Source organism: Ferrimonas marina (assembly GCF_900129905.1).
Classification (GTDB): Bacteria; Pseudomonadota; Gammaproteobacteria; order Enterobacterales; family Shewanellaceae; genus Ferrimonas; species Ferrimonas marina.
In genome coordinates, this window is record NZ_FQXG01000006.1 from 332,171 (window position 1) to 358,559 (window position 26,389).

A 26,389-nucleotide genomic window follows, 5' to 3' on the forward strand; every position below is an offset into this window, starting at 1 on the left:
ATCTGAGTCTGTCATGTTGGTGGCATGACTCGCCCACGAAGGGCGATGGGGCGGCATCCTAGCGGGGAACACTCGGCGGGCTAACTCGGTTTTGATGGGTGGGATCCGTCACTTATCCATGGTTAACGCAATGACTGCGTGGGGGAGGACAAAAACGGCGCCCCTGGGGGCGCCGTTGTGGTTTCCATTTGCCGCGTTACTTCAGCATCGGCTTAAGGAAACGGGCGGTTTGGGACGCCTTGCACTGAGTCAAGGAACTAATCGAGCCCTCTTAGAACTGAGTTGATACGTTTAGTTTGTAAGAGCTTTTTCTTAATAAACTCGCCGCTGGGCCGAGCTTGATGAGCAAGTTGAAAGTAGTATTCCGCTTGGGCTAGATTTCCTGTCGACTCCATCAATAAACCAACATCTCGATAGATGTCGGCTGACTGGCTCTTATCCTTAGCTACGAACTTAAAGGCTGGCTTTGTTGACTGGTGCCTTTTCAACTCTGCACGCAGTATTGGCCTGCGAAAAAGCTTGAACAAAAGAAACATCAATTGATAAGCCCAAGAGACACGTTGCTTTTGATGGATGGAAGCTGGGATATCATCGATGTTGACTGATTCTGTATAGCCGAACTCAGAGAAATCTTTCTTATATAATTTCTTTAACTTATTCTTTTGTTCGCTGGTTAACTCTTCAACTGACTTATTTGATTGAGTTCTTTGCCCGCCTGCTTCGTAGTTAATCCCATGAGCCGAGAGATATTGGATGACTTCATCCATTTTCTCTAATCTGCCTATAAATGTTGGCTTGATAAATCTTGAGTGTAGATTGAGTACTTGAGGACGAACATGGGGATCCTCTCCTATCCATGTCGACTTACTCAGCAAAATATCCAGGTACTCGTCAAAAGATATCTTTTTGCTTGGGTCGAGCCTATGGCGCTTACAAAAAGCCAACCAGACATTATCGTCTTTGTTAGGCCCTATCTTATTATTAAAGCAGGAAAGCGCACGGGTGTATGGGTGGCGTGTTAAACCAAACAACTCAATATCTGAGTTCGTTGGGTAATCAAAGTAAATTCGTTTGTGCACCTCTTTCCCAGACTTGAATCCAAGCATGGATTCTTTAATCGAGGTGCAGGCGACCTTGGGGTTAGATAAGAAGCCCAGATGGCTACTTATGTCAACGAGGATATTGCGCATCTCTAATTTGTCAATCTCGTCAATGGGTGCAAGGACTGTGCGCATTCTATGTCACTGAGTTCTGGCAGCCAAGTTGAACCGTGGTGGAAGGTTAATATCAAAGCAATATCGTATGTAACTTATTACAAAATATGGTATTTAGAATCCACCCGTCGGTGGATTCTAAATACCAGCCCTACCAGAAGCTCAGCTCGCTTCAGCTCAGCATCGGCTTAAGGAAGCGGGCGGTGTGGGACTCGGCGCACTCGGCCACCTGCTCCGGGGTACCGGTGGTGAGGATGGTGCCGCCACCAGCGCCGCCCTCGGGGCCAAGATCGACGATCCAGTCGGCGGTCTTGATCACGTCCAGGTTGTGCTCGATCACCACCACGGTGTTGCCGTGGTCGCGCAGTCGGTGCAGCACGTCCAGCAGCATCTGGATGTCTTGGAAGTGCAGGCCGGTGGTGGGCTCATCCAGGATATACAGGGTCTTGCCGGTATCACGCTTTGACAGCTCACGGGCCAGTTTGACCCGCTGGGCCTCACCGCCAGACAGGGTGGTGGCAGCCTGACCCAGGCGGATGTAGGAGAGGCCCACGTCCATCAGGGTCTGCAGCTTGCGGGCGATGGCCGGTACCGGATCGAAGAACTCGCGGGCTTCCTCCACGGTCATCTCCAGCACCTCGTGGATGCTCTTGCCCTTGTACTGCACCTCCAGGGTCTCGCGGTTGTAGCGCTTGCCCTTGCACTGGTCACAGGGAACGTAGACGTCCGGCAAGAAGTGCATCTCCACCTTGATCACCCCGTCGCCCTGACAGGCCTCACAGCGGCCGCCCTTAACGTTGAAGGAGAAGCGACCGGGCTTGTAGCCGCGGGCACGGGACTCCTGGGTATTGGAGAACAGCTCACGGATGGGGGTGAAGATCCCGGTGTAGGTGGCCGGGTTGGAGCGCGGGGTGCGGCCGATGGGGGACTGGTCGATGTCCACCACCTTGTCGCAGCGATCCATCCCCTTCACCTTCTTATAGGGAGCCGGCTCATCCACGGTGGCCCCATTGAGCTCGCGGTGGGCGATCTTGTAGAAGGTGTCGTTGATCAGGGTGGATTTTCCGGAGCCGGAGACCCCGGTGACGCAGGTCATCAGCCCCACCGGGATGCTCAGATCGACGTTCTTCAGGTTGTTGCCGCTGGCACCAAACAGGGTGATCTCGTTGCCCTTCTCAAACGGGGTACGCTCGCTGGGCACGGCGATACTCTTCTTGCCTGACAGGTACTGGCCGGTTAAGGAGTGCTCACTTTCCAGGATCTCCTGGTAGCTGCCGTCGGCCACCACTTCGCCACCGTGTACCCCGGCACCGGGGCCGATGTCGATGATGTGATCGGCGGCGCGGATGGCGTCTTCGTCGTGCTCCACCACCAACACGGTGTTGCCCAGGTCACGCAGGTGGATCAGGGTCTGCAGCAGCCGCTCGTTGTCGCGCTGATGCAGGCCGATGGAGGGCTCATCCAGCACGTACATCACCCCCACCAGGCCGGCACCGATCTGGCTGGCCAGGCGGATCCGCTGGGCTTCACCGCCGGACAGGGTGTCGGCGGAGCGGGACAGGTTGAGGTAGTTGAGGCCGACGTTGACCAAAAAGCCCAGCCGGTCGTGGATCTCCTTGAGGATCTTCTCGGCGATCTTGGCCTTCTGACCCTCGAACTGCACCTCGCTGAACCATTTCAAGGCGTCGCCGATGGACCACTCGGTCAGCTGCGGCAGGGTGGTTTCGCCGACGAACACGTTGCGGGCCTCTTCCCGCAGGCGGGAGCCGTTACAGCTGCGGCAACTGGTGGTGGAGATGTACTTGGCCAGCTCCTCCCGTACCGAGTTGGACTCGGTCTCCTTGTAGCGGCGCTGCAGGTTGTTGAGGATCCCCTCGAACGGGTGGCGACGCACCACGGTATCGCCGCGGTCATTAACGTACTTGAAGTTGATGGTCTGGCGGCCGGAGCCGTCCAGCACGATCTTCTTCACCGACTTGGGCAGGTCCTGCCAGGGGGTCTCGATGTCGAAGTCGTAGTGCTCCGCCAGCGACTTGAGCATCTGGTAGTAGTAGAAGTTGCGCCGGTCCCAGCCACGGATGCAGCCCCCCGCCAGGGAGAGCTCCGGGTTGGTCACCACCCGCTCCTCGTCGAAGAACTGCTGGATCCCCAGGCCATCACAGGTGGGGCAGGCCCCCGCCGGGTTGTTGAAGGAGAAGATCCGCGGCTCCAGCTCGCTCATGGAGTAGCCACAGATGGGGCAGGCGAAGTTGGCGGAGAACACCAGCGGCTCAGCATCGCCTTCCATCGGCGCCACGTTGGCGATGCCGCCAGACAGCTCCAGCGCGGTCTCGAATGACTCGGCCAGGCGCTGTTTCATGTCCGGGCGCACCTTGAAGCGGTCAACCACCACCTCGATGGTGTGTTTGACGTGCAGATCCAGGGTCGGCGGATCCGACAGGTCGCACACCTCACCGTCGATACGGGCGCGGATGTAGCCCTGGGCCGCCAGGCTCTCCAGCAGCTTGATGTGCTCACCCTTGCGGCCCTGGATCACCGGCGCCAGCAGCATCTGCTTGGAGCCCTCTTCCAGCTCCAGCACCTTGTCCACCATCTGGCTGACGGTCTGGGCCGCCAGTGGTGCACCGTGGGTGGGGCAGCGGGGCTCGCCCACCCGGGCATAGAGCAGACGCAGGTAGTCGTAGATCTCGGTGATGGTGCCCACGGTGGAGCGTGGGTTGTGGGAGGTGGACTTCTGCTCGATGGAGATCGCTGGCGACAGCCCCTCGATGTGGTCCACGTCCGGTTTCTCCATCAGCGACAGGAACTGGCGGGCGTAGGCGGAGAGGGATTCGACGTAGCGTCGCTGTCCCTCGGCGTAGAGGGTGTCGAACGCCAGCGAGGACTTGCCGGAGCCGGACAAGCCGGTGATCACGATCAGCTTGTCCCGGGGGATGGTGAGGTTGACGTTCTTCAGGTTGTGGGTGCGGGCACCACGAACTTCTATTTTGTCCATCGGTAAGGCAGTTAGGAAGCAAAGTGTTACCAGTATCGCATAACTCCACAACCAGCGGCACTGTCGCCAATCTTTGGTTGTCTATCGAGCCAATCGCTTTTAGCCTCGATCCCCTTGGCATCAGTGACCAATGCATTACATAACCGCAACCTTTGGTACACTGGCGCCCGTTGTGCCGGATTCGATGGATTGTTTAGGAGAGACGAGTGAGTCAAGGGCTTAACCCGATAGAGAAACGCGCGGCCTTCAGCCTGGCAGGCGTGTATGGCCTGCGCATGTTTGGCCTGTTTCTGATCATGCCGGTGCTGGCCACCTACGGTCAGGACCTGGAAGGGTTTTCGCCCCTGTGGGTGGGGATTGCCATCGGTGCCTACGGTTTGACCCAGGCACTGTTGCAGATCCCGGCGGGGATGGCCTCCGACCGCTTTGGTCGCAAGCAGGTGATCACCCTGGGGCTGATCCTGTTCGCCCTGGGCTCGGTGGTGGCCGCGGTGGCCGACTCCATCTACATGGTGGCGGTGGGTCGAGCGCTGCAGGGCGGCGGCGCTGTGGCCTCGGCGGTGCTGGCGCTGGCCTCGGATCTGACCCGGGATGAGCAGCGACCCAAGGTGATGGCGGTGATCGGCTCCTTTATCGGCGTGGCCTTTACCCTGGCCCTGGTGGCTGGCCCCATCCTGGCGCAAAGCCTGGGCCTGTCCGGCCTGTTTGCCCTCACCGCGCTGCTCTCCATTGCCGCGCTGGTGGTGGTGCACACCCTGGTGCCCAACGCAGTGCAGAAGGCTCCCAGCGGCGACCTGGTGGCGGTACCCCAGCGCCTGGCGGCGCTGCTGAAGGACCCGCAACTGCGTCGCCTCGACTTCAGCATCATGCTGCTGCACCTGCTCATTACCGCGCTGTTTGTCGCCCTGCCGCTGGCCCTGCTGGACGCCGGTCTGGCGGCGGATCGCCACTGGACCCTGTACCTGCCGGCGATGCTGCTGGCCTTTGTCAGCATGATCCCCATCATCCTCTACGGGGTGAAGCGCAACACCAGCCGCGGCCCCTTCCTGTTCGCCGTCGCACTGATGGGCCTGGCCTGCCTGGTGCTGGCCCTGGGCATCGGCTCGGTCTGGTGGCTCACCGTCGGCGTGGTGCTGTTCTTTACTGGCCTCAACTACCTGGAGGCGGCCCTGCCCAGCCTGATCTCCCGCTTCAGTCCGCCGGGAGACAAGGGCTCCGCCATGGGGATCTACTCCACCGCCCAGTTCGGTGGTGCCTTCTTAGGTGGTGTCTTGGGGGGCGCGCTGTTCCAGGCCTTCGGTGCCAGCACCGTGTTCTGGCTCGGTTTTGTCGCCATCCTGTTCTGGTTTGGCTACATGTGGCAGATGCAAAACCCACGAAAAACCCGTAGTTTGACCTTAGAGGCGCCGAACGCGGACGCAGCCCAGGCCAATCGCCTGGCCAGCTCGCTCAGCGCCCTACCCGGGGTGGTGGAGGTGATCCTCATCCCTGAACAGAAGGCGGCGTACCTCAAGGTGGAAGACAGTTTCGATCTGGAACAGGCGAGGTCCCTGCTGACAACCTGATCGTTTTTGCCCAGGGAGGGGGACGATGAGAGCGTGGGCGCTGTGCCTGGCGCTGCTGTGCGGCAGTGCCCAGGCAGTATCGATAGAGCAGTTTCAGGTTGACCGGCTGAGCCGGGATGCGCAGGGCCAGACCCAGATCTGGTTAACCACTGAGGTCAGCCAAAACACCGCTCGACGGCTGCGCTATTTCCTGGTGCAGGATGGCCAGCTGGAGTCCCTCAGTGGTGAGGTGACCGGACCCGGTCAGCTGGTGCTGCACAGCGCGGCCCAGGCCAAACCCGGGGCCGAGCTGTGGATCAGCGCTCAGCTGAACCGAGAGCCGGATGCGGTGGGGCGACTGCCGCTGCCAGCGCCACTGGCGTCGATAGCGCCACTGGCACAAACCGACCTGCTGTCTGCACCTACGCCCATTCAGTCTGAGCCAACCCCGGATTGCAACCTGTTGCCGGAGGAGACCCTATGGCGGGCCTCTGAGCGGCTGGCACCGCAGTTCCATCTGGGGCGGTTTGGCATGATTTGGGCCCTGTACGAGGCCAACCCGGCCCGCTTTACCGGCTCGGTGCACCGCCTTAAAGGACGAACCCTGCGTTGTCCCGGACCGGTACTGCAGGCCCGTTGGCAAGATGAGTCACAGGCTCAGCAAGAGTTCGAGGCTGTGGCGACAAGATAAGTGATCCCATCCCGCCGCCTATGGTAGGCTTGGCGGATCAAAATTTGCGTTATTTGCGTTGGAGAAAACGATGGCCGGTGGCATCAACAAAGTGATCCTGGTTGGCAACCTGGGGCAAGACCCGGAAGTGCGTTACATGCCGAACGGCAACGCCGTAGCCAACATTACCGTAGCAACCTCTGAATCCTGGAAAGACCAGCAGGGTCAGCGTCAGGAGCGGACCGAGTGGCACCGCGTGGTGCTGTTCCGTCGCCTGGGTGAGATCGCCGGCGAGTACCTGAAGAAGGGCTCCAAGGTCTACATCGAAGGCAAGCTGCAGACCCGTAAGTGGCAGGATCAGAACGGTCAGGACAAGTACACCACCGAGATCGTTGCCAACGAGATGCAGATGCTGGACTCCCGCGGCAGCGGCCAGGGTGGCGGCAACTTCGGTGGCGGCCAGCAGGGCGGCGGCAACTTCGGTGGCGGCCAGCAGGGCGGCGGCAACTTTGGTGGCGGCCAGCAGGGCGGCGGTAACTTCGGTGGCGGCCAGCAGGGCGGCAACTTCGGTGGCGGCCAGCAGGGCGGCAGCAACTTCGGTGGCGGTCAGCAGCAGGGCGGCAGCTTCGGTGGCGGTCAGCAGCAAAGCGGCCAGCAGGCCTCTCGTCCGGCCCCGGCGGCCAAGCCGGCCCAAGGTCAGCAGAACCAGCAGAACCAGAACTTCACTCCGGACCTGGACGAGGGCTGGGACGACGATATCCCGTTCTGAGCCTTGCCTCAGACCGGATAACAGTCGCTGACCAACCCCACCCTTGCGGTGGGGTTTTTGTGTCTGGGCAGAAAAGCGACTGGATGGCATCATAGCCCCATGCCAGTGAAGGCAGCGTTCAGTCCAGGCGGGCTAAGATCCGCCTTAAGCAAGAGCACCCCCCGCGCGCAGTAGGAAGGCCGCCATGAAACGAAATCGAGAACAGAGCCAAAGGTTGATCCAGTTTTGGATCCTGTCGCTGCTGTTCGTCACCCTGAGCATGCTGCTCAGTGCCTGGACCACCAGCTACTCCCACACCAATCACAACCGAGAGACGACGGTCAATGCCGTAGTGCAGTTGATGGAGGATCAGTACGCCCGGGGGCTTAGCCTGGATGATATGCGCCCCTGGCTGCCCGACCTGCTCAACGGCATCAAGGCCAAGCAGATGATCCTCTACCGGGGTGAGAGCGTCGAGTTCCAGTGGCAGCCCAAGGGGGTCTACGAGGTGGCCACCATGCACTACCGGCGCGACCTCAATAACGGCCTGAAGATGAACCTGGTACTGACCCGCACCCCCTTGGTGCCGGCGTTCAGCTCCCAGGAGTGGTTGCTGGTGGCCATCGGCTTGGTGGCGGCGTTGGGGATGGTCTGGTTTGGCCGCGGCTGGCTCGAGCGGGAGATGTCCGGCATCGAGTTACTGGCGTTGCGGGCCTCCCGCATCAATGGTGGCGACGTCGAGGCGGCGGGGGAGCTGGTTAAGGGCGAACGACCGCTGTCGGTCAGTCGGGCCCTGCGCAAGCTGCATCGCAACTGGCAGCAGGAGCGTGAGGCCAAGCTGGAGCTGGATCGCCAGATCCGTACCCGGGCCTTCATCGATCATGAAACCGAGCTGGGCAACCGGATGTTCTTCGAGCGGCGGCTCGCCGCCCTGGCTCCCAACCACCGCTTCCGCAACCAGGGGGTGCTGTGCCTGCTGCAGTTTGCCGGCCTGGAGGAGGTGGAACCGGCACGCCGCCTGCCGGTACTCAAGGCGTTTATCGAGCATTGCCAACCTATATTGCAGGAGCACCCGGATGCGGTCTTTGCCCGGTTGAACTGGCTGCAGTTGGCGCTGGTGATCCCCATGCTGCCACTGAAAGAGGCCGATCAGCTGGCGGTGAAGCTGCACCGTATCGGCGCCCGCCTGCCGCTGCCGGAGGGGGCGGTCAAATCGGAGCTGCTTAACATCGGCCTGGCCTACTTCTCCCGCGAGGAGCCGCTGGAGCAGGCCCAGGAGGAGGCGGAGCAAGCGCTGCGTGCGGCCCAGCTGCAGGGGGAGAGCAGTTGGTTTATGTACGACAAGGGCGCGGTGGATCGGGAGCTGGCCCAGGGCTCGGTGCGCTGGCGCAGCCTGATTGAGAACGCCCTGACCCAGAAGCGCTTTGTCACCCTGTTCCAGCCGGTGCTGGATGAGAACGGCGCGGTGCTGTGCCGGGAGATGTTCAGTCGTATCCGTGACGGTCAGGGCAAGATCCTGCGGGCCTCGCTCTATCGCCCCATGGCCCGGCGCTGTGGGCTGATCCCCCGGGTAGACCGCGAGCTGCTGGCACTGGCACTGCAACAGATGCAGGCCCATGGCTGGCAGCAACCCCTGGTGGTCAACCTGGCCTGCGAGTCGGTATTGCACCCTCGCTTCGCCAAGTCCTTCATCATGCTGCTGGCCAACTACCACATTCGCCGCACCCAGCTGGTAATCGAGGTGAACGAGCGGGAGCTGGTGCAAAACGCCGAGCGGATGATCCCGGTGCTTAAGGAACTGAAGCGCACCGGTATCCAGCTCTCCATCGACGGCGTGGGCTACACCGTGGAGGGCACCCACTACATCGAGCGGTTACCGGTGGAGTGGATTAAATTGCACCCCAGCCTGGTGCACCAGGTGGAGCATCGACCGGAGAGCCAGCTGGTGATCACCAGCCTGACCCAGGCGTTGTCCAACCGAGGGCTGACCATCCTGGCGGAGGGGGTAGAAAGCGCCGAAGAGGGGCGTTGTTTGCTGCAGTTGGGGGTGGATGGCGTTCAAGGCCGACACTATGGTGAGGCGGCGCCCACAACAGAATAAAATGCTGGTGTTCGGCGTCAAGAATTCGCCATAATGGCGCCTCAATAACAATAGGCAAATTTCCGGTTGTACCCGGAGCGGCCAGGATAGGCCGATGAGGGATTAACGTGTTTGGATTAACAAGGAAAGTTGAGGTGCGCCGGATAATTGGCGCCTGCCTGATGGGTGATCAGCAACTTTGGCTGAGTGATGGCCAGCAGGATGCCCAGATCGACCCCACTAACGCCGAAGCCTGGCAGCAACTGCTGCAGACCTTTGGCCCCTCGCGCGTACACCTGGTCCTCACCGGCAACCAATACCAACTGCTCAGCATCGAGCGCCCCCCGGTGGAGGCCGATGAGCTGACCCAGGCGCTGCCTTTCCTGGTCAAAGACCTGACCAGTATCGCTCCGGAACATCTGCAGCTCGATCATTTCCAGCTGGCGGTCCAACCCGCTGACAGCAACACCCTGCAGGTCGTCGCGGCGGATCGCCGTCGCCTGGTGAGCATGGTTGAGCCCGCCTTCCAGGCCGGTTTCCAGCTGGACTTCATTACCATCGAAGAGCTGGCACTGCTGGATCTGCTGCCCAGCCACAGCCGACCTCACCTGATGCTCTGGCACCTGCCCGGCCAACCCCTCAAGCTCTCCCTCGCCCTCGATGGCCAGCTGCTGCTCAGCCGCAACATCCGCGGCTTCAACCAGCTGGATCTGCTCAGTGAAGAGGAGCTGCGCCAGGGGCTGTTTGATGCCTTGCTGCTGGAGCTGCAACGGTCACTGGATTACCTCGAACGTCAACTGCGTCAGCAGCCTGTCGCCGGCCTGACCCTGGTATTGCCATTGCGTCAGCAGCAGTGCCTGGCGGAGCGGCTGGGTCAAGAGCTGGGGCTGCCGGTCCAGGCGCTGGTGGACGCCGATCGCGGGCCTTACCAGGTACTGGCCCATGCCGCCGCCATGGCGAGGGGGAACGATGAAAACACGGATTAACCTGTTCTCGCCGGAGATGCGGCCGGCTCAGCCCCGGCTGACCCTGGCCCGCGGCCTGTTCGGCTGCGCCGCGGCACTGGCACTGCTAGTGGGGCTGGGACAGTGGCAGAGCCTCAACAACCAACGACTGCAGCAGCAGCTGGATCTGGCCTATGAGCAGCAAAGCGAGCTGGGGGACGAGTTGGCCCGGCTCAGTACCGAGCTGGCCAGTCATCGTCCGGATGAACAGCTGCTCACCGCCGTCGCCCAGGCCAAGGCACGCATTGATGGCCTGGCCCGGTTGTCGCAACTGCTGGACCAGGATGAGCTGCTGATCCAGCCCGGCTTCTCCAACCTGATGCGGGATCTCTCCAACAGCGCCGACCGCCAGGTCTGGCTGCAGCAGTTTGATGTGGCCCAGGCTCAGCTTCGCCTGGCCGGTCAGGCCCAGCGCGCCGCCGCCGTACCGGCCTGGATCGACCGCCTGGGGCAGCAGCCCTCGTTGGCCGGCCGTGCCCTCAGCCGGCTGGCCATTGATGGTGATGGTGACGGCCCGGTGCGGTTCGAGGCCAGTCACGGTCTCAGCGATAACAAGGAGGCCCGTTGATGAAGTGGTGGCAGAAGGTCGATGGCGCCTTTACGGCGCTGAGCCAACGTGAACGGGTGATGCTGATGGGCGCGCTGCTGGTGGCGGTGGTGCTGGCCAGCATGAGCTTCTGGGTGGAGCCGATGCAGGCACAACACCGCAGCCTGACCGCCCGCCTGGCCCAGGCCGAGCAGGACAACCTGGCCCTGAGCCAGGAGATCACCCTGGTGGAACACAAGCTGGAGCAGGACCCGAATGGCCCGCTGCAGCAGGAGCTGAGCCAACTCAATCGTCGCCTGGAGCGACAGCAGCAGGCGCTGGAGCAGGAGCTGGTGGATCTGATCCTGCCGGAGCAGATGGCCGGCTCTTTGGCGATGCTGCTGGGCCGGGCCGAAGGGGTCCAACTGGTGCATCTGAATATCCTGCCCAGCCAGCAACTGGTGCCGGAGGGCGGGCTCTACCGCCACGGCGTCCAGCTGGAGCTGGCAGGCAGTTATTTCGATCTGATGGGGGCGCTGGAGCGGATGGAGCAGCTGGAGCAGCGCTTCTACTGGCGTCAATTGAGTTACCGAGTCACCGACTACCCCGAGGCCCGACTGCAGCTGCAGCTGGACACCCTGGGAACCGAAGAGGAGCCGATCCGTGTTGGCCACGATCATACTACTGCTGCTGCTGGCACTGCCGGCCAGCGCCGCTGACGGCATCGATCCCACTGAGCCGCCAAGCTGGCTGCCCAGTGCGCCGGTGACCAGCAGCGCCAACCAGGTGCTGGAATCGATCCTGATCTCCGGCCAGCAACGACTGGCGGTGATCGGCGGAGAAACCTATCGCGAAGGCGACCGCTGGGGCGAACGGCGGATCCGAACCATCTACCGCGACCGTGTGGTATTGAGTGACGGCCAGACCCTGCGTCTGTTCCCGTCATTGAGTGAATTGAGCCAGGAGGGCAAATGGGAGTAAGGGTTAAGCACTGGGGTTGGTGGCTGGGTTTGTTGCTGCCGCTCTATGGCTGTCAGAATTTGCCCAAGGACCGCGTTGAGCCACAGAGCAGCAAGGCGGCCCTGGCCGAGGCGATCGCCGCCAGTGAGTCACCGGCGCTGCCGCCGCCGCTGCCCAGCTCGGTGCAGCAGCAGATGTTCAACAGTGCGCCGTTGCCCAGCAGCGTCAGCCAGGGGCCGCTCATCGACGTGGCCGCCAACGGCGTCGACGCCAAGCTGTTCTTCGCCAGCCTGGTCAACGACAGCGACTACAACGTGGCGGTGCACCCGGGCGTGCAGGGCAGCATCTCGCTGGACCTGCGCCGGGTTACCCTGGAGCAGGTGCTGGACACGGTACGGGACATCTATGGCTACGACATCCGCCGCCAGGGCCAGGTGTTGCAGATCTATCCGGCGGGCATGCGCAGCCAGACCTTCCCGGTCAACTACCTGCTGATGCAGCGCAACGGCCTGAGCATGACCTCGGTCAACTCCGGCCGTCTCAGTGATGAGCGCGATAACAACAGCAACTCCAGCTACAACGGCTTTGGCGGCGATCAGTCCAACCAGGGCAGCGGCAGCCTGTCGCGCAATAACAATGGCCGCAACAGCAACGGCACCTTTATCGAGACCCGCACCGAGACCGACTTCTGGGCACAGCTGGAAGAGATGCTGTCCGGCATGGTCGGCAGTGGTGAGGGCCGCTCGGTGCTGGCCCTGCCACAAGCCGGCCTGGTGACGGTCAAGGCCTACCCGGATGAATTGCGTGAGGTGGGCGCCTTCCTCGAACGGGCCCAGGCCAACCTGTCCCGTCAGGTGGTGTTGGAGGCGCGGATCCTGGAAGTGAAGCTGGATGACGCCTATCAGCAGGGCATCGAGTGGGACGGGGTGATCGGCACCCTGGGCTCCGGTGGCAGCGTGACCGTTGGTGGCAGTACCAGTGGCGGCAACTTCGGCAATGCCATCACCGAGGCGATCGGCGGCATCACCGGGCTGACCTTCACCGGCACCGATTTCACCACCATGGTGACCCTGCTGGATACCCAGGGCGACGTGGACACCCTGTCCAGCCCCCGGGTGACCGCGGTCAACAACCAGAAGGCGGTGATCAAGGTGGGTACTGACGAGTACTTCGTTACTGACGTCAGCACCACCACGGTGGCCTCCACCACCCCGGTCACCAGCCCGGACGTGGAGCTGACCCCCTTCTTCTCCGGCATTGCGTTGGATGTCACCCCGCAGATCGGCGAGAACGGCGACGTGCTGCTGCACGTGCACCCCTCGGTAACCGACATCACCGAGCAGAACAAGGTGATCACCGCGCTGGATACCGAGCTGTCCCTGCCCTTGGCACAGAGTGAGATCCGCGAGTCTGACACCTTGATCCGCGCCCGCAGCGGCGACGTGGTGGTGATCGGCGGCCTGATGAAGACCCTGACCGAGCAGGTGGAATCCCGCGTGCCGGTACTGGGCCACATCCCCTGGGTGGGCGAGCTGTTCACCAACCGCGCCAGCCGCAACAGCAAGACCGAACTGGTGATCCTGCTGCGCCCGGTGGTGGTCGAGCCGGACACCTGGCAACAGCAGTTGCAGCGCAGCGCCAACACCCTCGACGGCTGGTACCCGGAGGGCCGCTAAGCCATGTACCTGTACCACTTCGGGCTTAACCGGTTGCCCTTTGCCCTGACCCCCAACACGCAGTTCTACTGCGAGTTGCCGCCGCACCAGGAGGCGTTGCAGGTACTGCACACCGCCCTGGCGGCGGGGGAGGGCTTTATCAAGGTGACCGGCGAGGTGGGTACAGGCAAAACCCTGCTATGCCGCAAGCTGATCAATGATCTCAGCGATCGCTTCCAGATCGCCTATCTGCCCAACCCCTACCTGACCCCGGATGAGATGCGCCGTCATGTCGCCTCGGAGCTGGGGCTGGATGCCGAGGGCGACCAGGGCCAGTTGACCGCCCGCATCAGCGAGAAGCTGCTGCAGTGCGCCATGAATAATACCCCGGTGGTGTTGGTGCTGGATGAGGCCCAGGCCCTGCCGGACGACACCCTGGAGGCGCTGCGGTTGTTCACCAACCTGGAGACCGAGACCTTCAAGCTGTTGCAGGTGGTGATGTTTGGTCAGCCTGAGCTGGACCAGCGTCTGGCCCAGTCCCACCTGCGCCAGCTGCGTCAACGCATCACCTTTGCCTACAACCTGCGTGGCCTTAGTGAGGACGAGGTGGATGCCTACCTCAACCACCGTGCCGGTGTCGCCGGTTTCCAGGGCCAGCCGCTGTTCAGCGAGACCGTGGTGCGGCTGCTGTGGCGAGCCAGCGGTGGTATCCCCCGCCTGCTCAATGTGTTGGCTCATAAGAGCTTGATCCTGGCCTACGCCGATGGCTGTCAGCAGCTCGGCACTGGCCAGATCCGCCGCGCGGTGGAGGACACCGAAGCGGCCAACCCACTGCGGTTCTGGGATGGGATCCTGTTTGCCCGGGTCGCCCAGCTGACCCTGGCCGGTGGTGTGCTGGGACTGTTGGTGTTGGGCATGGCACTGCGGCTGAACCTGGGGGCCAGCGCATGAGCGTGATCAACGAGGCGCTGAAGAAGCTGGAACTGTCCGGTCAGCGCGGCGGCATTCCCGCCCGCATCCCGATGTCACCCAAGCAGGCTGAGCCGCCCCGCCGGCGTTGGCGTTGGCCCTTGGCCCTGTTGGTATTGGCGCTGCTGCTGTGGCTATGGTGGCCCTGGCTGAGCGCCTCCCTCGACCAAACTTCGCCGCCGGCCGCACCGATGCCAGCCCAACTGAGCTTGTCGGCAGCTGAGAGTGAGCCGGTTCGCGAGGTGGCCCCCGAGGTGGTGGTGGCGGCGCTGGAGGCGGCGGTCATCGCCCCTGAGCCTGCCGAGCCCATGGCCCCGGCTCAGGGCAGACAGACCACAGAGCCTGCAACAGAAACCGCATTGAGCCTGGCCAACCAGCCTGAGACGCTGGCGGACCCGGTCGAGGCCACTTTGGCGGAGCCCATTTTGGCGAAGCCCAGTTTGGTGGAGCCGATCCCGGAGCCCACTCCAGAGCCGGCATTAGAGCTGGCGCAGCTGAGCGTTTCGCCCTCGCTGCCGGCAGAGAATACCGTCATGACCGAGCCTGAACTGGCCCACACCGAGCCGCAGGTTGCACCAGCGCCGGTGGTGCGCCCCTCGGCCATGAGTGATGCAGAGCGAGCCCAAAGATTGTGGCAGCAGGCCCAGGGCAGTGCGCGGGCAGAGCAGCTGCTGGCCCAGGCACTGGCGTTGGATCCGGCTTTGCACGGTGCCCGCCACCAGTGGTTGGCGCTGCAGCCGCAGCAACGTCTGCTGGCCGAGGTGCAGCAAGCCGCTGAGCACTACCCTGGCCATGGCGGCTACCAGGTGGTCCTGGCCCAGGCGCTGAGCCAGGAGGCCCAGCCTGAGGCCGCTCGGGCGGTACTCAGTGCTATCCCGACCCACACCCTGGATATCCAGTGGCGCAGCCAGCGGGCCCAGCTGGCCCAGCAGCTGGATCTGCACAGCCTGGCCAGCGCCGATTGGCGTGCCCTGCTGACGGAACACCCCAATCAGCCCCACTGGTGGCTGGGACTGGCTTACAGCCTGGAGTTTGAGCGGGCCTACGCCGAAGCGGCGGAGGCCTATGGTCGTGCCCTGGCGCTGCCGGGCCTCAGCCCGGAAGCGCAACAATACGCCCGTCAGCGGCGCCAGCAGATAGGAGAGCGGGGATGAAACGCCAACTGAAGAAACGCTTGGGAGACCTGCTGGTTGAGCAGGGGGTGATCAGCGGCGAACAGCTGGCCCAGGCCCTGGCCTCGCAGAAGCAGGACGGTCGCAAGCTGGGTAAGACCCTGGTGGCCAATGGCGCCCTCAGTGAGGAGCAGCTGCTGACCTTCGTGGCCCAGCAGATGGCGATCCCCTTCCTCGACATCAGTCGTCGCCGCATCGCCCCTGAGCTGGTGCAGTTGCTGCCTGAGGTGCACGCCCGTCGTCACCGTGCTCTGCTGGTGGAGGCGGATCAGGATCGGGTGTTGCTGGCGATGAGCGACCCCGCTGATCTGGCCGCGCTGGACACCCTGGAGACCTTGCTAGCCCCCCGTCGGGTGGAGCTGGCGGTGGCCACCGAGGGCCAGCTGCTCGATGCCTTTGACAACCTCTACCGCAAGACCGAGAAGATCGCCTCCATTGCCGGCGAGCTGGAGCAGGAGTACGGCGATCAGCCGGAGTTCTCCCTGGCCGGTGCCCTGGGGGACGCCGACGAAAGCGACGCCACCGTGGTGCGGCTGCTGCAGTCGATCTTTGAGGAGGCACTGCAGCTGCGGGCCTCCGATATCCACATCGAGCCCGGCGACAAGGTGCTGCGGATCCGCTACCGGGTGGACGGTCAGTTGATGGAGAGCACCCTGAGCGAGTACCGGGTCAGCAACGCGCTGGTGCTGCGGATCAAGCTGATGGCCGGGCTGGATATCTCTGAGAAGCGTTTGCCCCAGGATGGCCGCTTCCAGTTTGGCGTGCAGAGCCACGAGGTGGATGTGCGAGTCTCGACCCTGCCAACCCAGCACGGTGAGTCGGTGGTGATGCGTCTGCTCGACCAATCCCTGGGCCTGTTGGCACTGGAACAGACCGGCATGCCGGATCCGCTGGTGGCCAAGCTGCGCCACCAGGCGTCGCGTCCCCACGGCATGATCCTGGTGACCGGCCCCACAGGCTCCGGTAAAACCACTACCCTGTATGCCCTGCTCAGCGAGCTGAACCAGCCCAACCGCAAGATCATCACGGTGGAAGACCCGGTGGAATACCGGCTGGAGCGGATCAGCCAGGTTCAGGTCAACAGCAAGATTGAGCTGGATTTTGCCCGGGTGCTGCGCACCGCCCTGCGTCAGGATCCGGACGTGATCATGGTGGGGGAGATGCGCGACCAGGAGACGGTGGAGATCGGCCTGCGCGGCGCCTTGACCGGTCACCTGGTGCTGTCGACCCTGCACACCAACGACGCGGTCAGCTCGACCTTGCGTTTGATCGACATGGGGGCGGCACCCTACTTGGTCGCCTCGGCGCTGCGGGCGATCCTGGCCCAGCGCCTGGTGCGGCGGGTGTGCCGCCACTGCGAAACCGAACATCGGCCCGACGTGGCGGAGCAGGCCTGGCTGCACCACGTGGGGGGAGCGGAGCTAGCCAACGCTCGCTTCCGTCGTGGCAGCGGCTGCCAGCGCTGTAACCAGACCGGTTACCGTGGCCGCATCGGCGTGTTTGAACTGCTGGAGCTGGATGAGCCCATGGTGGACGCCCTGCGCAGCGAGGATCCCCAGGCCTTTGCCCAGGCGGTGAAGGCCAGCGGCCAGTTCCGTCCGCTGGCGATGGCGGCGCTGGATTATGCCCGTGAGGGGATCACCACAGTGGCGGAGGCGATGCGCCTGGCCGAGGACATCAGCCTCAATGACGAGGGGTTGTTGCGCGGGAGCGACGCCGGATGAGCCTAGGGATGGGGGAGCGCTGAGATGATCCAGTATCAATACCGCGGTCGCGACAGCCGGGGTCAGCTGGTGACTGGCGAGCTGGAGGCGAACAACGCCACCAGCGCGGCGGACCAGTTGATGCGCCGGGCCATCGTGGTGCTGGAGCTGACCCCCCGTAAGGCGGGACAGCAGCACTCCTGGCTCAATCAACTGAAGCGGCGGGTACCCCTGCCGGTACTGATGCTGTTTACCCGTCAGATGCAGTCGCTGACCCGCTCCGGTGTGCCGCTGCTGCAGGCCCTAAATGGCCTGGCGGAGAGCCAGCACCACCCGATGATGCGCGACACCCTGGTGGAACTGAAAGAGCAGCTGGTGGCCGGTCGCACCCTGTCGGCGGCGATGAATGACCACCCCCGGGTGTTCAGTGACATGTACGTGGCGATGATCCACGTCGGTGAGAACACCGGTAAGCTGGATGAGTCGTTCGAGCGGCTCTACCGTCACCTGGAGCGGGAGCAGGATACCCGCCGTCAGATCGCCTCGGCCACCCGTTACCCCATCCTGGTGGTGGCGGTGATCACCCTGGCCCTGCTGGTGCTGAACCTGCTGGTGATCCCCAAGTTTGCCGACATGTTCAGCAAGTTCAATGCGGATCTGCCCTGGCCGACCCAGGTGCTGATCAGCACCTCCAACTTCTTCGTCAACTACTGGTACCTGATGCTGCTGGCGCTGCTGGCCGCGGTGCTGGGCTGGGTCTGGTACACCCACACCGAGGCGGGCGGGATCCGCTGGGATCGCTGGAAGCTCAAGTTGCCGCTGGTGGGCACCCTGCTGCAGCGCGCCTCCTTAAGCCGCTTTGGCCGCAGCCTGGGGATGATGCTGCGTGGCGGGGTACCGGTTAACCAGGCACTGCAGTTGGTGGCGGCGGCGGTGGACAACCGCTTTATGCACGGTCGCATCGTTGCGATGCGCCGGGCCATTGAGGGCGGCGACAACCTGCACCGCTCCGCCCGCCAATCGGAGCTCTTTACCCCGCTGGTGCTGCAGATGCTGGCGGTGGGGGAGGAGACCGGTCGGACCGACGAGCTGCTGGACGACCTGGCGGAGTTTTACGACCGCGAGGTGGAGTTTGAGCTGAAGTCGCTGACCGCCAAGATCGAACCCATCCTGCTGGTGGTCGTGGCGGGCATGGTGCTGGTGCTGGCCCTGGGGATCTACCTGCCGATGTGGGACATGTTCTCCGCCATCCAGGGCGGGCGTTAACCGTGCGCCGGCCCTGGCTGATGCTGGCGTTGACCCTGCTGCTGGTGGTCGTGTGGTTGGGCCGGGGCTGGTTTTTGCCCCAGTCGCCGCCGGTGCCGCCGGAGCTGGTGCAGCAGCGTTTGCTGGACTCGCTTAACGAGGCTCGGGGCCAGTGGCTGATGCAGGGCCGCAGCGAGCGGATCCAGTGGCAGGGGCCGGATAGCCAGGCGGGGGTGTTGAAGATGAACCGCCAGGGCTGGCCCGAGCCGCAGTCGGATTGTGCCGGGCTGTGGGGCAGGCTGATGGGGCAGCCGGGGCTGGCGCTGATCCAGGCCAGCGAAGGCTCGCCCTCGGTATGTCGATTTGATTTAACCGGCGATGGGGTACTGACCTATTACCCTGCCACTGGCAGCTTGATTTTAGGTTGAAAAATAACCGGTCGCTCTTTCACTGACTAGTTCAATACACCAGTTTGTGCGAGGGTGACCACAGCGGCTCCGCTAGGGGTGCAACGTTTTTTTGCGAGGGAATTATGCGTCATCAAAAGGGCTTTACCTTTGTCGAGCTGGTCATCGTGGTGGTGATCCTCGGCCTGCTGGCCGCGGCGGCCTTGCCGCGATTTATCAATATCACCGATGAGGCCGAGCGTGCCGCGTCGGAAGGGGTTGGCGGCGGCTTTGCCTCTGCCGTCGGGGTGACCCGTGCCCAGTGGGAGGTGGACAACCGCCCGGCGGACGAGGTGCTGCTGTCCGGCGTGCCGGTGGCGGTGAACGCCTTTGGTTACCCCTCCGGTGGCGGTGCCCCGGATGGCATGAGCGAAGCGCAATGCGCCACCGCCTTCAGCGATATCCTGCAAAGTGCACCGCCGACGGCGCTGCAGGGTGAAGACGCCAGCACCGCACGCTACTACGTCACGGTACGCAGTGGCGGCGGCAACGCCACCACCCCGGCCGGGGATGAGATCACCGGCCTGAGCCGCTGTGTCTACCACGCCATCACCTCGCTGGAACTGAACGCCAACACCGGTGTGCCCAGCCCGGCGACCCCGAACCCGGACAGCGTGGGCACCGGCTTTATCTACAACAGCGGCACCGGCCAGGTGATCAGCTTTACCAACTAAGGATTCGGCCCCAGGGCCATTTTGGGATTGTTATAGGAGTCAATACGATGAAACAGCAACGCGGTTTTACCCTGATTGAGCTGGTGGTGGTGATCGTGATCCTCGGGATCCTCGCCGTTTACGCCGCACCGAAATTTATCAACCTGCAGACCGATGCCCGCGCCGCCACCCTGGACGGCATGTCCGGCGCGCTGAAGGGCGCCAACTCCCTGGTCTACTCCAAGGCGGCGATCGCTGGTGTTGAGGGCACGGATTGTTCCGACGCCACCTCCGCTTGTACTATCGCCATCGATAACGCGACGACTCCGACCACCGTGGTGCCGGTGTTTGGTTACGTTCAGGGCGCGGTGGCCGATGTGACCGCCATCCTCGACATCGACACCACCAACGAGTGGGGTGTGGCGGTTCCGGATGCCGCGGTTTCCTCCGCCGATATCATTATTTATCCTCAGCAGATCGCGCCGACCACCTCTGCCAAGTGCTTCCTGGAGTACACTCAGCCCTCCGCGGCGGGTGATCTCCCGGTGTATGACGTGGTATCAACCAACTGCTGATCGGCGTTAACCTTGGGCGCTCTGAGTTTGAGCGCCCCTTTGCTTTACCTATTTAGGGTTGTTCCAGTTCAGGAAGAGACAATGAAAAAACAACAAGGCGGCTTTACCCTGATTGAGCTGGTGGTGGTGATCGTGATCCTGGGGATCCTGTCGGTCTACGCCGCACCGAAGTTCATCAACATCCAGAGCGATGCCCGCATCGCCACCCTGCGCGGTGCGGAAGGGGCGATCAAGGGTGCCAATGCGCTGGTCTACTCCAAGGCTGCCATCGGTGGTGTGGAAGGGGCGGCGGATGACACCGTAACCATCGACGGCGTCGACACCAAGATCGCCTACGGCTATGTGCAGGAGGATTACGCCTCCATCGCCAACATCCTGGATGCCGACATTGAGCAGCTCACCGCCACCACCGATGTGGCCGCTGCCGAGTGGGGGATCTACGTCGATACCACTGCCAGCAACCTCAAGGTGGTGCCCAAGGGCTTCTCTGCGGGCCAGGCGTGCCATCTGATCTACGTCGAGGCCACCAATACCACGCGCCCGGATTACAGCATCCTGGCCACGGACTGCTAAGTAACCCCACGTAACGAGGGGGAGCATCGCCTCCCCCACAAAGCCCTATGCAGTGTTCTCGTGGCTTTACCCTGATCGAGCTGGTGGTGGTGATCATCCTGGTCAGCATCCTATCGGTGTTTGCCCTGCCGCGTTTGCTGGGGGCTTCGTCGTACCAGACCGAAGTGACCCGGGATGCGCTGATCGCGGATCTGCGGGTGATGCAGCAGCATCGCCTGGCGGGGCAAGGCTGCCAGTTAATCGCTGGCAGCGACGCCTATCGGCTCGATGGCGACTGCGAGGGAGGTCGCTCCCTCTCCGGCCTTAGCCTGTTCCTTGGCAGCAGTGAATCCTTCACCCTCACCATGGACGCCATGGGTCGACCCACCGGCGATTGCGATAATGGCTGTGCCCTGCAGTTGGTGGGGCAAAGCAATCTGTCCATCTGTTTGGAGTCGGAGGGCTATGTCCATGGCTGCTAAACCGGGAACTGTGCGCCGACTGGCCGGGTTTACCCTGGTGGAGATGGTGGTGGGCATGGTGGTGCTGGCCATCGCCCTGGTGCTGATCGCTACCTTGTTGTTCCCCCTGGGGGAGCGTGCAGCGCTGAGCGTGCACCGGGCTAAATCGGCCCAGCTCGGTCAGGCGGTGCTGGCGCAGATGGCTGGCCGCCGGGTCGACCGGGACACCCCCGCCGGGGGCGGACGGATCGCCAGCCTCAGTTGCTGCGATCAGGACAGCAGTGTTTGTGCCCAGAGCGGGACAGCGCCCGCTGACTGGACCTGGCTGGATCAATTCCACGGCTACCAGGGAACCCCTCAAGCCCTGTTGGGTAACGACCACTACCAGCAGTTTACCCTGGCGATCCAGGTTCAATGCCTCAGCGACAGTGCCTGGCCCGACGGGGTCAAGGCGGTGGACCTGTCGGTTACCGCACCGGATGGCGAGGTGTTCCTGTTCACCCAGCTGCGGGGTAATTACTGATGCGTCGATATGGCCCCCTTCGTCGGCGCATGCTCGGACTGACCCTGGTGGAGATGGTGGTGACCCTGGTGGTGATGTCGGTGCTGGCCATTGGCGTCACCGGCTTCCTCACCTACGGCACCCGCATCTACGTGGAGGGCCACACCTGGCAGCAGCACCTCAGCAGTATCCGCTTTGCCAGCCAACGGCTGTCCCGGGAGCTGCAGCATGCCCTGCCGGGTACTGTCGAGATCAGCGGTGGCTGTATCGCGTTTCGCCCGGTGGTGGCCGCTAATCGCTATCTGGGACTCAATCAGGACGAGCTGCGCGGCTACCCGCCCCAGTGCTGGGCCGGCAGTGATTGCACCGACTGCGGCGGTTGTACCGATCTGACCCTGGCACTGCTGGAGGGCTACCGGCCTCACCTAGCGCAGCTGGATCAGCTGGATGTCTCCGCCGGGGAAGCCACCCTGGCTTTCTCCCCCAGCTTGCCGCCGCTGAGCCAAACCGAAGGGCAGCGCTACTTCCTGCTGGACGAGGCGGTGACCTGGTGCCAGGTGGGCGAGTCCCTTGAGCGCAACGGCGTGCTGATGGGTGAGGGATTGATCAACGACTTGGCGGTCTGCAATGCCGAGGGCGCCGACTCCAGCCAGTGCCCGTTCGTGATGACCGCGCCGGGACAGACCCAGAATGCTTTGGTTCGCACCCAGTGGTGGGTGACCGATGGCGACGTATCTCAGCGCTTCAGCCAGGAGGTGCAGCTTGTTCACGTACCCTAAGGCCACCGCGCCAGGCCGTTCCCTCAAGCGACAACAGGGCGCGACCCTGATCGTCGCCGTGTTCGTGCTGACGGTGATGACCCTGCTGGCCACCGTGCTGATCTCTGCCTTGACCCAGGAAAGCCGCAGCGTCGGCTTGGAAACCAACGGCACCCGGGCCTGGGCGGCGGCGCAAAGCGGCATCGATTGGGGGCTGGCCCAGGTGCTCAATCGCGGCAGCACCGATGCCGTTCAAGCCTGTGAGGGCAGCGGCGGTGTAGCAGGCAGCACCCTGACCCCTGGCACTGGCCTGGTGGACAGCAATGGCTTCTATAACTGCGAAGTCCAATTGACCTGTCAGCACCAGGACGGCCTGGACGGGGTCGAAAATCAATTCATTATGACCGCTGTAGCCCGTTGTGGTGCCGACGCCATTGCCGCCCAGCGACAGATCGAGGTGCTGGCCTATGACTAGGCTGATGGCCGTACTGCTGGCCGGCGTGTTTCTGGCCTTACCGAGCCAAGCCCAGGCGCAGCCTGCCTGTGCCGATCTTTTTACCGATCCCTACCGGGGCTATCAGGGCAGCCTGGATACGCCGGTGGGTAATGCCAAGCTGCAGATCAAAAATGGCAACAGCCGGACCTTGTATGCCAATCAATCCCCCTATTACTACGACGAAATCCTGATTGATGACGACAGCAAGCTGTTGATCGATGGCCAACCGGGTCAGACCGTGACCATCTTTGCTAACAAGATCACCATGGGTGAGGCAGCCAAGGCCAATGAGGGGGGAGATAGCAGTGCCTTACTATTGGTGATCCACGAAAAGGGTGACATCAAGGAAGACGCCGAGATCTATGGCTTCGTTTGGTTCGATGATGAGGCGGTCCTGAAAGAGGGCGCCAAGATCCACGGTGGTCTAGGTGGGGGTGGCAAGCTCGATGTGGAGGAGGATTTCCAATACCACTTCGAGGAGGATAAATGGAAGGAGGGTGACTTCTCCCTGCTGTGCGACGGCAGTGAAACGGAGCCACCGCCACCGCTGGGCCATCTGGAGCAGTGCGTTGAGCGCTACCCTGGCCCGATCAGTGGCATGACCACCGGGGTGAAGCTCAAGGGCGATGACGAGCCCGCCTTTGTTTACGGCACCCACAATTTCTGGCTCAACATGGGCGGTGATGTCAGCTGGGACAAGGCTGACCACTGGGTATGTGACGGCAAGGAGTGCTCAGCAGAGGGACCGCTGGCATTGGATGCGGAGATGCCGGCCTTTATCGACACCGACAGCAACACCAAGCTGGAGGTAAAAAGTGGCGAGGTTGTTGTGCTCACCGCCGCCGACGGGGTCGAATACAAAGAGATCACCATCAAGAGTGGCGGTAGCCTGACCTTTGCCGCAGATCAGCGCTACCTGATCACCACGCTGGAGATGGAGAAAGCCAGCCACCTGGTGATGCCTGCCGGCAACTATTACGTCAACGACTTTACGACCAAGGCGGGAAAGGACGAAAGCGAGGAGGCGGTGATCGAGGTTACCGGCACCATCACCGTGGTGGTGGAGGATAAGTTCGAGCTGGGGGAGTACGGTCGCTTTAACACACCCACGCGAGGCGAGGCCGGCCCCTCTGAGCTGGTGGAGTTTTGGGGCTTTGACCATTTGCACATCAATGCCGGTAGCGTGTTTTCCGGTTACCTCTACTCCAGTACCGAAGATGGTCACCTGCGGGTGAAGAAGGACGCCACCCTGTACGGTGCCGCCACCATTTACAAGGAACTGGAGCTGGAGGGGAATGCGGTAGTGGATGGCAGTCAGCGTTGCCAGAGCCGGATCCCGGAGCCCACCGTCTACAGAGTGCAACACCGCGGCCAGGCAGTGCAATGTGAAGGGGGGATGGTGACCCTACAGGCCTGTGCCGACCTTGGTTGCACCAAGTTGATGACCACCCCCACAACGGTGGCTTTGAATCCTTCACAGGGTTGGGATGTGGACGATGCCAGCGCCTTTACCTTTACCGGTGAGGCCACAATACGCTTGCGCAGCAACAATCTGTCAGAGCGGATCCAACTGGGTACAGATCTGGCACAGAGTTGCCTGGTCAATGGCCTGCCATCGACTGACTGTGAGATGACCTTTGTTGAGAGTGGCCTGGTACTGGAGTCGCTGGTACCCCAGGGGTGCAGCACCGAAACCCTGCAAGTGCGGGCGATACAAAGCGCGGATGACCCACAGGTATGTGTCGGCGCTCTGACAGGCTCCCAGCCTCTGACCTTCCAGCTGTCAGCCGTGGCACCATCGAGCCCCGTCGGCAGCCCCAGCTTTACCCTGGCTGGGAGCAGCCTGCCCTTTGATCAGAGCATGGACTTGACCCTGGATTTTGATGACCAGGGCGTCGCAACGCCGGAGTTTCGCTACGACGATGTCGGACTGCTGCAACTGACCGCACAACACGTGGCCGAGGATGGCCTAGAGCTGTATGGCAGCGCCAGTTTGGTGATGGCACCCTCCCGTTTTGTCTTGACCAGCGAAGACCCGGCCGGGGTCTGTGCTGCCGGCGACAGCAGCTGCACTGCGTTTCGTCGTGCCGGTGAGGCCTTCTCCTTGCAGGTGCAGGCCCAATGCGGTGGCGATGTCGATGGTGTTGGCTCCTCGCCCGCCAACAACTTTGAGCACAGCGGCATTAAGGTACAGCCGGAGCTGGTCGCCCCCAGTGACGGTCGCAATGGTGTGGCCAGCGTCGATACCGTGCCGATCAGTCTGGGCAGTCAGGGGGTTGGTCGGGTAACGATGTCGATCAGCGAGGTCGGCGTGTTCAAATGGGCGCTGGATGGCGCGGTGGATTACCACGGTCGTGCCATCAGCCAGCAACGCAATGACGCACTGGGGCGCTTTATTCCCAGCTACCTGGAAGCGGTACCCAATAGCCCGAGTCTATCGGCCTTTTGCGCAAGCTGGGATGAAGCCAGCCAGCCCTACGACTTTACCTACCTGGAACAGCCACTGGGCTTTGCCGTTTACCCAGAGCTGGTGTTACGTGGCCGCAACCGGGCTGGAACTCAGACCTACAACTATGTCGGCGAGTTCTGGCGAGTGGCAGACCAGCAGCCGCTGTTTAGCTACCACGAGGCCAGGGTGGGCGCGGCCAATGCGCAAGCGTTCGAGTTTAAGCGCTACGAGAACGAGCGGCGCCTGGATTGGGAGAATGGCGAGGTGCGCTTCAGCTCTGTCGACCTTCACGCTCGCTTTGCTGCTCAGTTGTCATTGTCGCTGAGTGCCGACGACGTTACCGATCTCGATGACGTCTGTGTTCAGGCGAATGCCGACGGCGGCTGCCTGGGTGTCGACTTTACCGGCATTGGTGGCACTGAGCTGGTCAGTGGCCGGATGATGCTCGGCAACGTGTTTGGCAGCGAGAGCCAAACCCTGGACCTGCCAGTCTACGCCCAGGCCTATGATGGTCGCTACTTTGTCACCCACCGGGCCGATCAGTGCACCACCATCGACCCGGATCAGCTGGAGCTGGCCAACGATGAGATCAGCCCCAGTCCGGGACAAGCGATGACCGACGGACGGGCCACCGTGGTGCTGAGTGGAACGGGGCAGGCGTTGGAAACCGAGGTGGAGTACCTGCTGGGCTATCCTCACTGGCTGCAGTGGTTTTGGATGCGGCAACCTGATCAGGACGACGTAAACCGGCAATGTCAGCTACCAAGTGGCGAGGGAATGCGCTGCAACCCCAAATCCTTGGCCACTTTTGGTCGCTTTCGGGGTCATGACAAGGTGATTTATCGCCGGGAGATACCGCCACTCTGATCGGCGCTTATCCGAGCTGAGTTTGAATTCGCTACCGCAACGAGATCCGCGGCGCGTTTTTTGGCCATCGCCCTCAAAGCCTTTGCAGATGCGGCTTGTCGTTACATGGGGGCGTTGGTAAAGTGTGCTCAATTTCCCCTCTCCC

General features: G+C 62.5%; 24 protein-coding genes. 22 read left to right on the forward strand and 2 right to left on the reverse strand.

The genetic code is table 11. The features are described from left to right. Positions 1-257: 257 nt before the first annotated feature. Together BUC04_RS16090 and uvrA are read right to left on the reverse strand one after the other, a co-directional pair. Positions 258-1,235 carry a sulfotransferase family 2 domain-containing protein gene (locus BUC04_RS16090; RefSeq protein ID WP_067662653.1) on the reverse strand — a complete coding sequence of 326 codons (978 nt, stop codon included), beginning with the start codon at positions 1,233-1,235 and terminating at the stop codon, positions 258-260. A gap of 151 nt (positions 1,236-1,386) precedes the next feature. After that, the gene (gene uvrA / locus BUC04_RS16095) at positions 1,387-4,209 is read right to left on the reverse strand and encodes an excinuclease ABC subunit UvrA (RefSeq protein WP_067662656.1); all 2,823 of its coding nucleotides are present in this window, start codon (positions 4,207-4,209) and stop codon (positions 1,387-1,389) included. 206 nt (positions 4,210-4,415) lie between these two features. On the opposite strand from uvrA, the gene BUC04_RS16100 reads away from it, so the two are divergent. From BUC04_RS16100 to BUC04_RS16205, 22 genes are all read left to right on the forward strand, one after another. After that, positions 4,416-5,774 carry an MFS transporter gene (locus BUC04_RS16100; RefSeq protein ID WP_067662659.1) on the forward strand — a complete coding sequence of 453 codons (1,359 nt, stop codon included), beginning with the start codon at positions 4,416-4,418 and terminating at the stop codon, positions 5,772-5,774. Positions 5,775-5,799: 25 nt separating this feature from the next. After that, complete coding sequence (locus BUC04_RS16105) at positions 5,800-6,444, forward strand: LysM peptidoglycan-binding domain-containing protein (RefSeq protein WP_067662662.1); 645 nt, start codon at positions 5,800-5,802, stop codon at positions 6,442-6,444. A 70-nt stretch (positions 6,445-6,514) separates the two neighbouring features. Then, positions 6,515-7,192 (forward strand): single-stranded DNA-binding protein, encoded by a 678-nt coding sequence (gene ssb / locus BUC04_RS16110; protein ID WP_067662664.1) that lies wholly within the window; start codon positions 6,515-6,517, stop codon positions 7,190-7,192. A gap of 184 nt (positions 7,193-7,376) precedes the next feature. After that, on the forward strand, positions 7,377-9,272 hold the full coding sequence (locus tag BUC04_RS16115) for an EAL domain-containing protein (RefSeq protein ID WP_067662668.1): 1,896 nt from the start codon (positions 7,377-7,379) through the stop codon (positions 9,270-9,272). Positions 9,273-9,406: 134 nt separating this feature from the next. Next, positions 9,407-10,237 carry a type II secretion system protein GspL gene (locus BUC04_RS23715; protein WP_143165758.1) on the forward strand — a complete coding sequence of 277 codons (831 nt, stop codon included), beginning with the start codon at positions 9,407-9,409 and terminating at the stop codon, positions 10,235-10,237. After that, positions 10,221-10,823: a PilN domain-containing protein gene (locus BUC04_RS16125; protein ID WP_067662673.1), complete on the forward strand. Its 603-nt coding sequence runs from the start codon at positions 10,221-10,223 to the stop codon at positions 10,821-10,823. Before BUC04_RS23715 ends, BUC04_RS16125 begins: the two co-directional genes overlap by 17 nt. Continuing rightward, complete coding sequence (locus BUC04_RS16130; RefSeq protein WP_067662676.1) at positions 10,823-11,500, forward strand: hypothetical protein; 678 nt, start codon at positions 10,823-10,825, stop codon at positions 11,498-11,500. Before BUC04_RS16125 ends, BUC04_RS16130 begins: the two co-directional genes overlap by 1 nt. Further along, positions 11,445-11,762 (forward strand): hypothetical protein, encoded by a 318-nt coding sequence (locus BUC04_RS16135; protein ID WP_083597056.1) that lies wholly within the window; start codon positions 11,445-11,447, stop codon positions 11,760-11,762. Before BUC04_RS16130 ends, BUC04_RS16135 begins: the two co-directional genes overlap by 56 nt. Continuing rightward, complete coding sequence (gene mshL / locus BUC04_RS16140; RefSeq protein WP_067662682.1) at positions 11,753-13,417, forward strand: pilus (MSHA type) biogenesis protein MshL; 1,665 nt, start codon at positions 11,753-11,755, stop codon at positions 13,415-13,417. The genes BUC04_RS16135 and mshL overlap by 10 nt, the downstream gene beginning before the upstream one ends. Positions 13,418-13,420: 3 nt before the next feature. Continuing rightward, a complete protein-coding gene (locus BUC04_RS16145; RefSeq protein WP_067662685.1) occupies positions 13,421-14,347 on the forward strand; it encodes an ExeA family protein in 927 nt (308 codons plus the stop codon). Then, positions 14,344-15,519, forward strand: coding sequence for a hypothetical protein (locus BUC04_RS16150; RefSeq protein ID WP_067662688.1), 1,176 nt, complete (start codon positions 14,344-14,346; stop codon positions 15,517-15,519). The genes BUC04_RS16145 and BUC04_RS16150 overlap by 4 nt, the downstream gene beginning before the upstream one ends. After that, positions 15,516-17,261: a GspE/PulE family protein gene (locus BUC04_RS16155; RefSeq protein WP_067662691.1), complete on the forward strand. Its 1,746-nt coding sequence runs from the start codon at positions 15,516-15,518 to the stop codon at positions 17,259-17,261. The genes BUC04_RS16150 and BUC04_RS16155 overlap by 4 nt, the downstream gene beginning before the upstream one ends. A 24-nt stretch (positions 17,262-17,285) precedes the next feature. Further along, positions 17,286-18,506: a type II secretion system F family protein gene (locus tag BUC04_RS16160; protein ID WP_067662694.1), complete on the forward strand. Its 1,221-nt coding sequence runs from the start codon at positions 17,286-17,288 to the stop codon at positions 18,504-18,506. 2 nt (positions 18,507-18,508) lie between these two features. Then, on the forward strand, positions 18,509-18,913 hold the full coding sequence (locus BUC04_RS16165) for a hypothetical protein (protein WP_067662697.1): 405 nt from the start codon (positions 18,509-18,511) through the stop codon (positions 18,911-18,913). Positions 18,914-19,014: 101 nt separating this feature from the next. Next, a complete protein-coding gene (locus BUC04_RS16170; RefSeq protein ID WP_280512990.1) occupies positions 19,015-19,605 on the forward strand; it encodes a prepilin-type N-terminal cleavage/methylation domain-containing protein in 591 nt (196 codons plus the stop codon). A 47-nt stretch (positions 19,606-19,652) separates the two neighbouring features. Further along, a complete protein-coding gene (locus BUC04_RS16175; RefSeq protein WP_067662703.1) occupies positions 19,653-20,159 on the forward strand; it encodes a prepilin-type N-terminal cleavage/methylation domain-containing protein in 507 nt (168 codons plus the stop codon). Positions 20,160-20,240: 81 nt separating this feature from the next. Beyond that, positions 20,241-20,732, forward strand: a complete 492-nt coding sequence (locus tag BUC04_RS24245) for a prepilin-type N-terminal cleavage/methylation domain-containing protein (protein WP_067662706.1) — start codon at positions 20,241-20,243, stop codon at positions 20,730-20,732. 47 nt (positions 20,733-20,779) lie between these two features. Continuing rightward, on the forward strand, positions 20,780-21,193 hold the full coding sequence (locus BUC04_RS16185; protein WP_067662709.1) for a type II secretion system protein: 414 nt from the start codon (positions 20,780-20,782) through the stop codon (positions 21,191-21,193). Further along, positions 21,183-21,695, forward strand: a complete 513-nt coding sequence (locus tag BUC04_RS16190) for a type IV pilus modification PilV family protein (protein ID WP_159437701.1) — start codon at positions 21,183-21,185, stop codon at positions 21,693-21,695. The genes BUC04_RS16185 and BUC04_RS16190 overlap by 11 nt, the downstream gene beginning before the upstream one ends. Beyond that, positions 21,695-22,453, forward strand: coding sequence for a PilW family protein (locus tag BUC04_RS16195; protein ID WP_143165760.1), 759 nt, complete (start codon positions 21,695-21,697; stop codon positions 22,451-22,453). The genes BUC04_RS16190 and BUC04_RS16195 overlap by 1 nt, the downstream gene beginning before the upstream one ends. Further along, positions 22,437-22,907 (forward strand): PilX N-terminal domain-containing pilus assembly protein, encoded by a 471-nt coding sequence (locus BUC04_RS16200; RefSeq protein ID WP_067662718.1) that lies wholly within the window; start codon positions 22,437-22,439, stop codon positions 22,905-22,907. The genes BUC04_RS16195 and BUC04_RS16200 overlap by 17 nt, the downstream gene beginning before the upstream one ends. Then, entirely contained in the window at positions 22,900-26,244 is a 3,345-nt protein-coding gene (locus tag BUC04_RS16205; RefSeq protein WP_143165762.1) for a DUF6701 domain-containing protein, read from the forward strand. The genes BUC04_RS16200 and BUC04_RS16205 overlap by 8 nt, the downstream gene beginning before the upstream one ends. Positions 26,245-26,389 lie beyond the last annotated feature (145 nt).

Excerpts from the sequence above, each read along its gene's own strand:
- BUC04_RS16090 (WP_067662653.1), bottom strand. The coding sequence starts at position 1,235 with ATGCGCACAGTCCTTGCACCCATTGACGAGATTGACAAATTAGAGATG.
- uvrA (WP_067662656.1), bottom strand. The coding sequence starts at position 4,209 with ATGGACAAAATAGAAGTTCGTGGTGCCCGCACCCACAACCTGAAGAAC.
- BUC04_RS16105 (WP_067662662.1), top strand. The coding sequence starts at position 5,800 with ATGAGAGCGTGGGCGCTGTGCCTGGCGCTGCTGTGCGGCAGTGCCCAG.
- ssb (WP_067662664.1), top strand. The coding sequence starts at position 6,515 with ATGGCCGGTGGCATCAACAAAGTGATCCTGGTTGGCAACCTGGGGCAA.
- BUC04_RS16115 (WP_067662668.1), top strand. The coding sequence starts at position 7,377 with ATGAAACGAAATCGAGAACAGAGCCAAAGGTTGATCCAGTTTTGGATC.
- BUC04_RS16125 (WP_067662673.1), top strand. The coding sequence starts at position 10,221 with ATGAAAACACGGATTAACCTGTTCTCGCCGGAGATGCGGCCGGCTCAG.
- BUC04_RS16130 (WP_067662676.1), top strand. The coding sequence starts at position 10,823 with ATGAAGTGGTGGCAGAAGGTCGATGGCGCCTTTACGGCGCTGAGCCAA.
- mshL (WP_067662682.1), top strand. The coding sequence starts at position 11,753 with ATGGGAGTAAGGGTTAAGCACTGGGGTTGGTGGCTGGGTTTGTTGCTG.
- BUC04_RS16145 (WP_067662685.1), top strand. The coding sequence starts at position 13,421 with ATGTACCTGTACCACTTCGGGCTTAACCGGTTGCCCTTTGCCCTGACC.
- BUC04_RS16150 (WP_067662688.1), top strand. The coding sequence starts at position 14,344 with ATGAGCGTGATCAACGAGGCGCTGAAGAAGCTGGAACTGTCCGGTCAG.
- BUC04_RS16155 (WP_067662691.1), top strand. The coding sequence starts at position 15,516 with ATGAAACGCCAACTGAAGAAACGCTTGGGAGACCTGCTGGTTGAGCAG.
- BUC04_RS16160 (WP_067662694.1), top strand. The coding sequence starts at position 17,286 with ATGATCCAGTATCAATACCGCGGTCGCGACAGCCGGGGTCAGCTGGTG.
- BUC04_RS16175 (WP_067662703.1), top strand. The coding sequence starts at position 19,653 with ATGAAACAGCAACGCGGTTTTACCCTGATTGAGCTGGTGGTGGTGATC.
- BUC04_RS24245 (WP_067662706.1), top strand. The coding sequence starts at position 20,241 with ATGAAAAAACAACAAGGCGGCTTTACCCTGATTGAGCTGGTGGTGGTG.
- BUC04_RS16185 (WP_067662709.1), top strand. The coding sequence starts at position 20,780 with ATGCAGTGTTCTCGTGGCTTTACCCTGATCGAGCTGGTGGTGGTGATC.
- BUC04_RS16190 (WP_159437701.1), top strand. The coding sequence starts at position 21,183 with ATGGCTGCTAAACCGGGAACTGTGCGCCGACTGGCCGGGTTTACCCTG.
- BUC04_RS16195 (WP_143165760.1), top strand. The coding sequence starts at position 21,695 with ATGCGTCGATATGGCCCCCTTCGTCGGCGCATGCTCGGACTGACCCTG.
- BUC04_RS16205 (WP_143165762.1), top strand. The coding sequence starts at position 22,900 with ATGACTAGGCTGATGGCCGTACTGCTGGCCGGCGTGTTTCTGGCCTTA.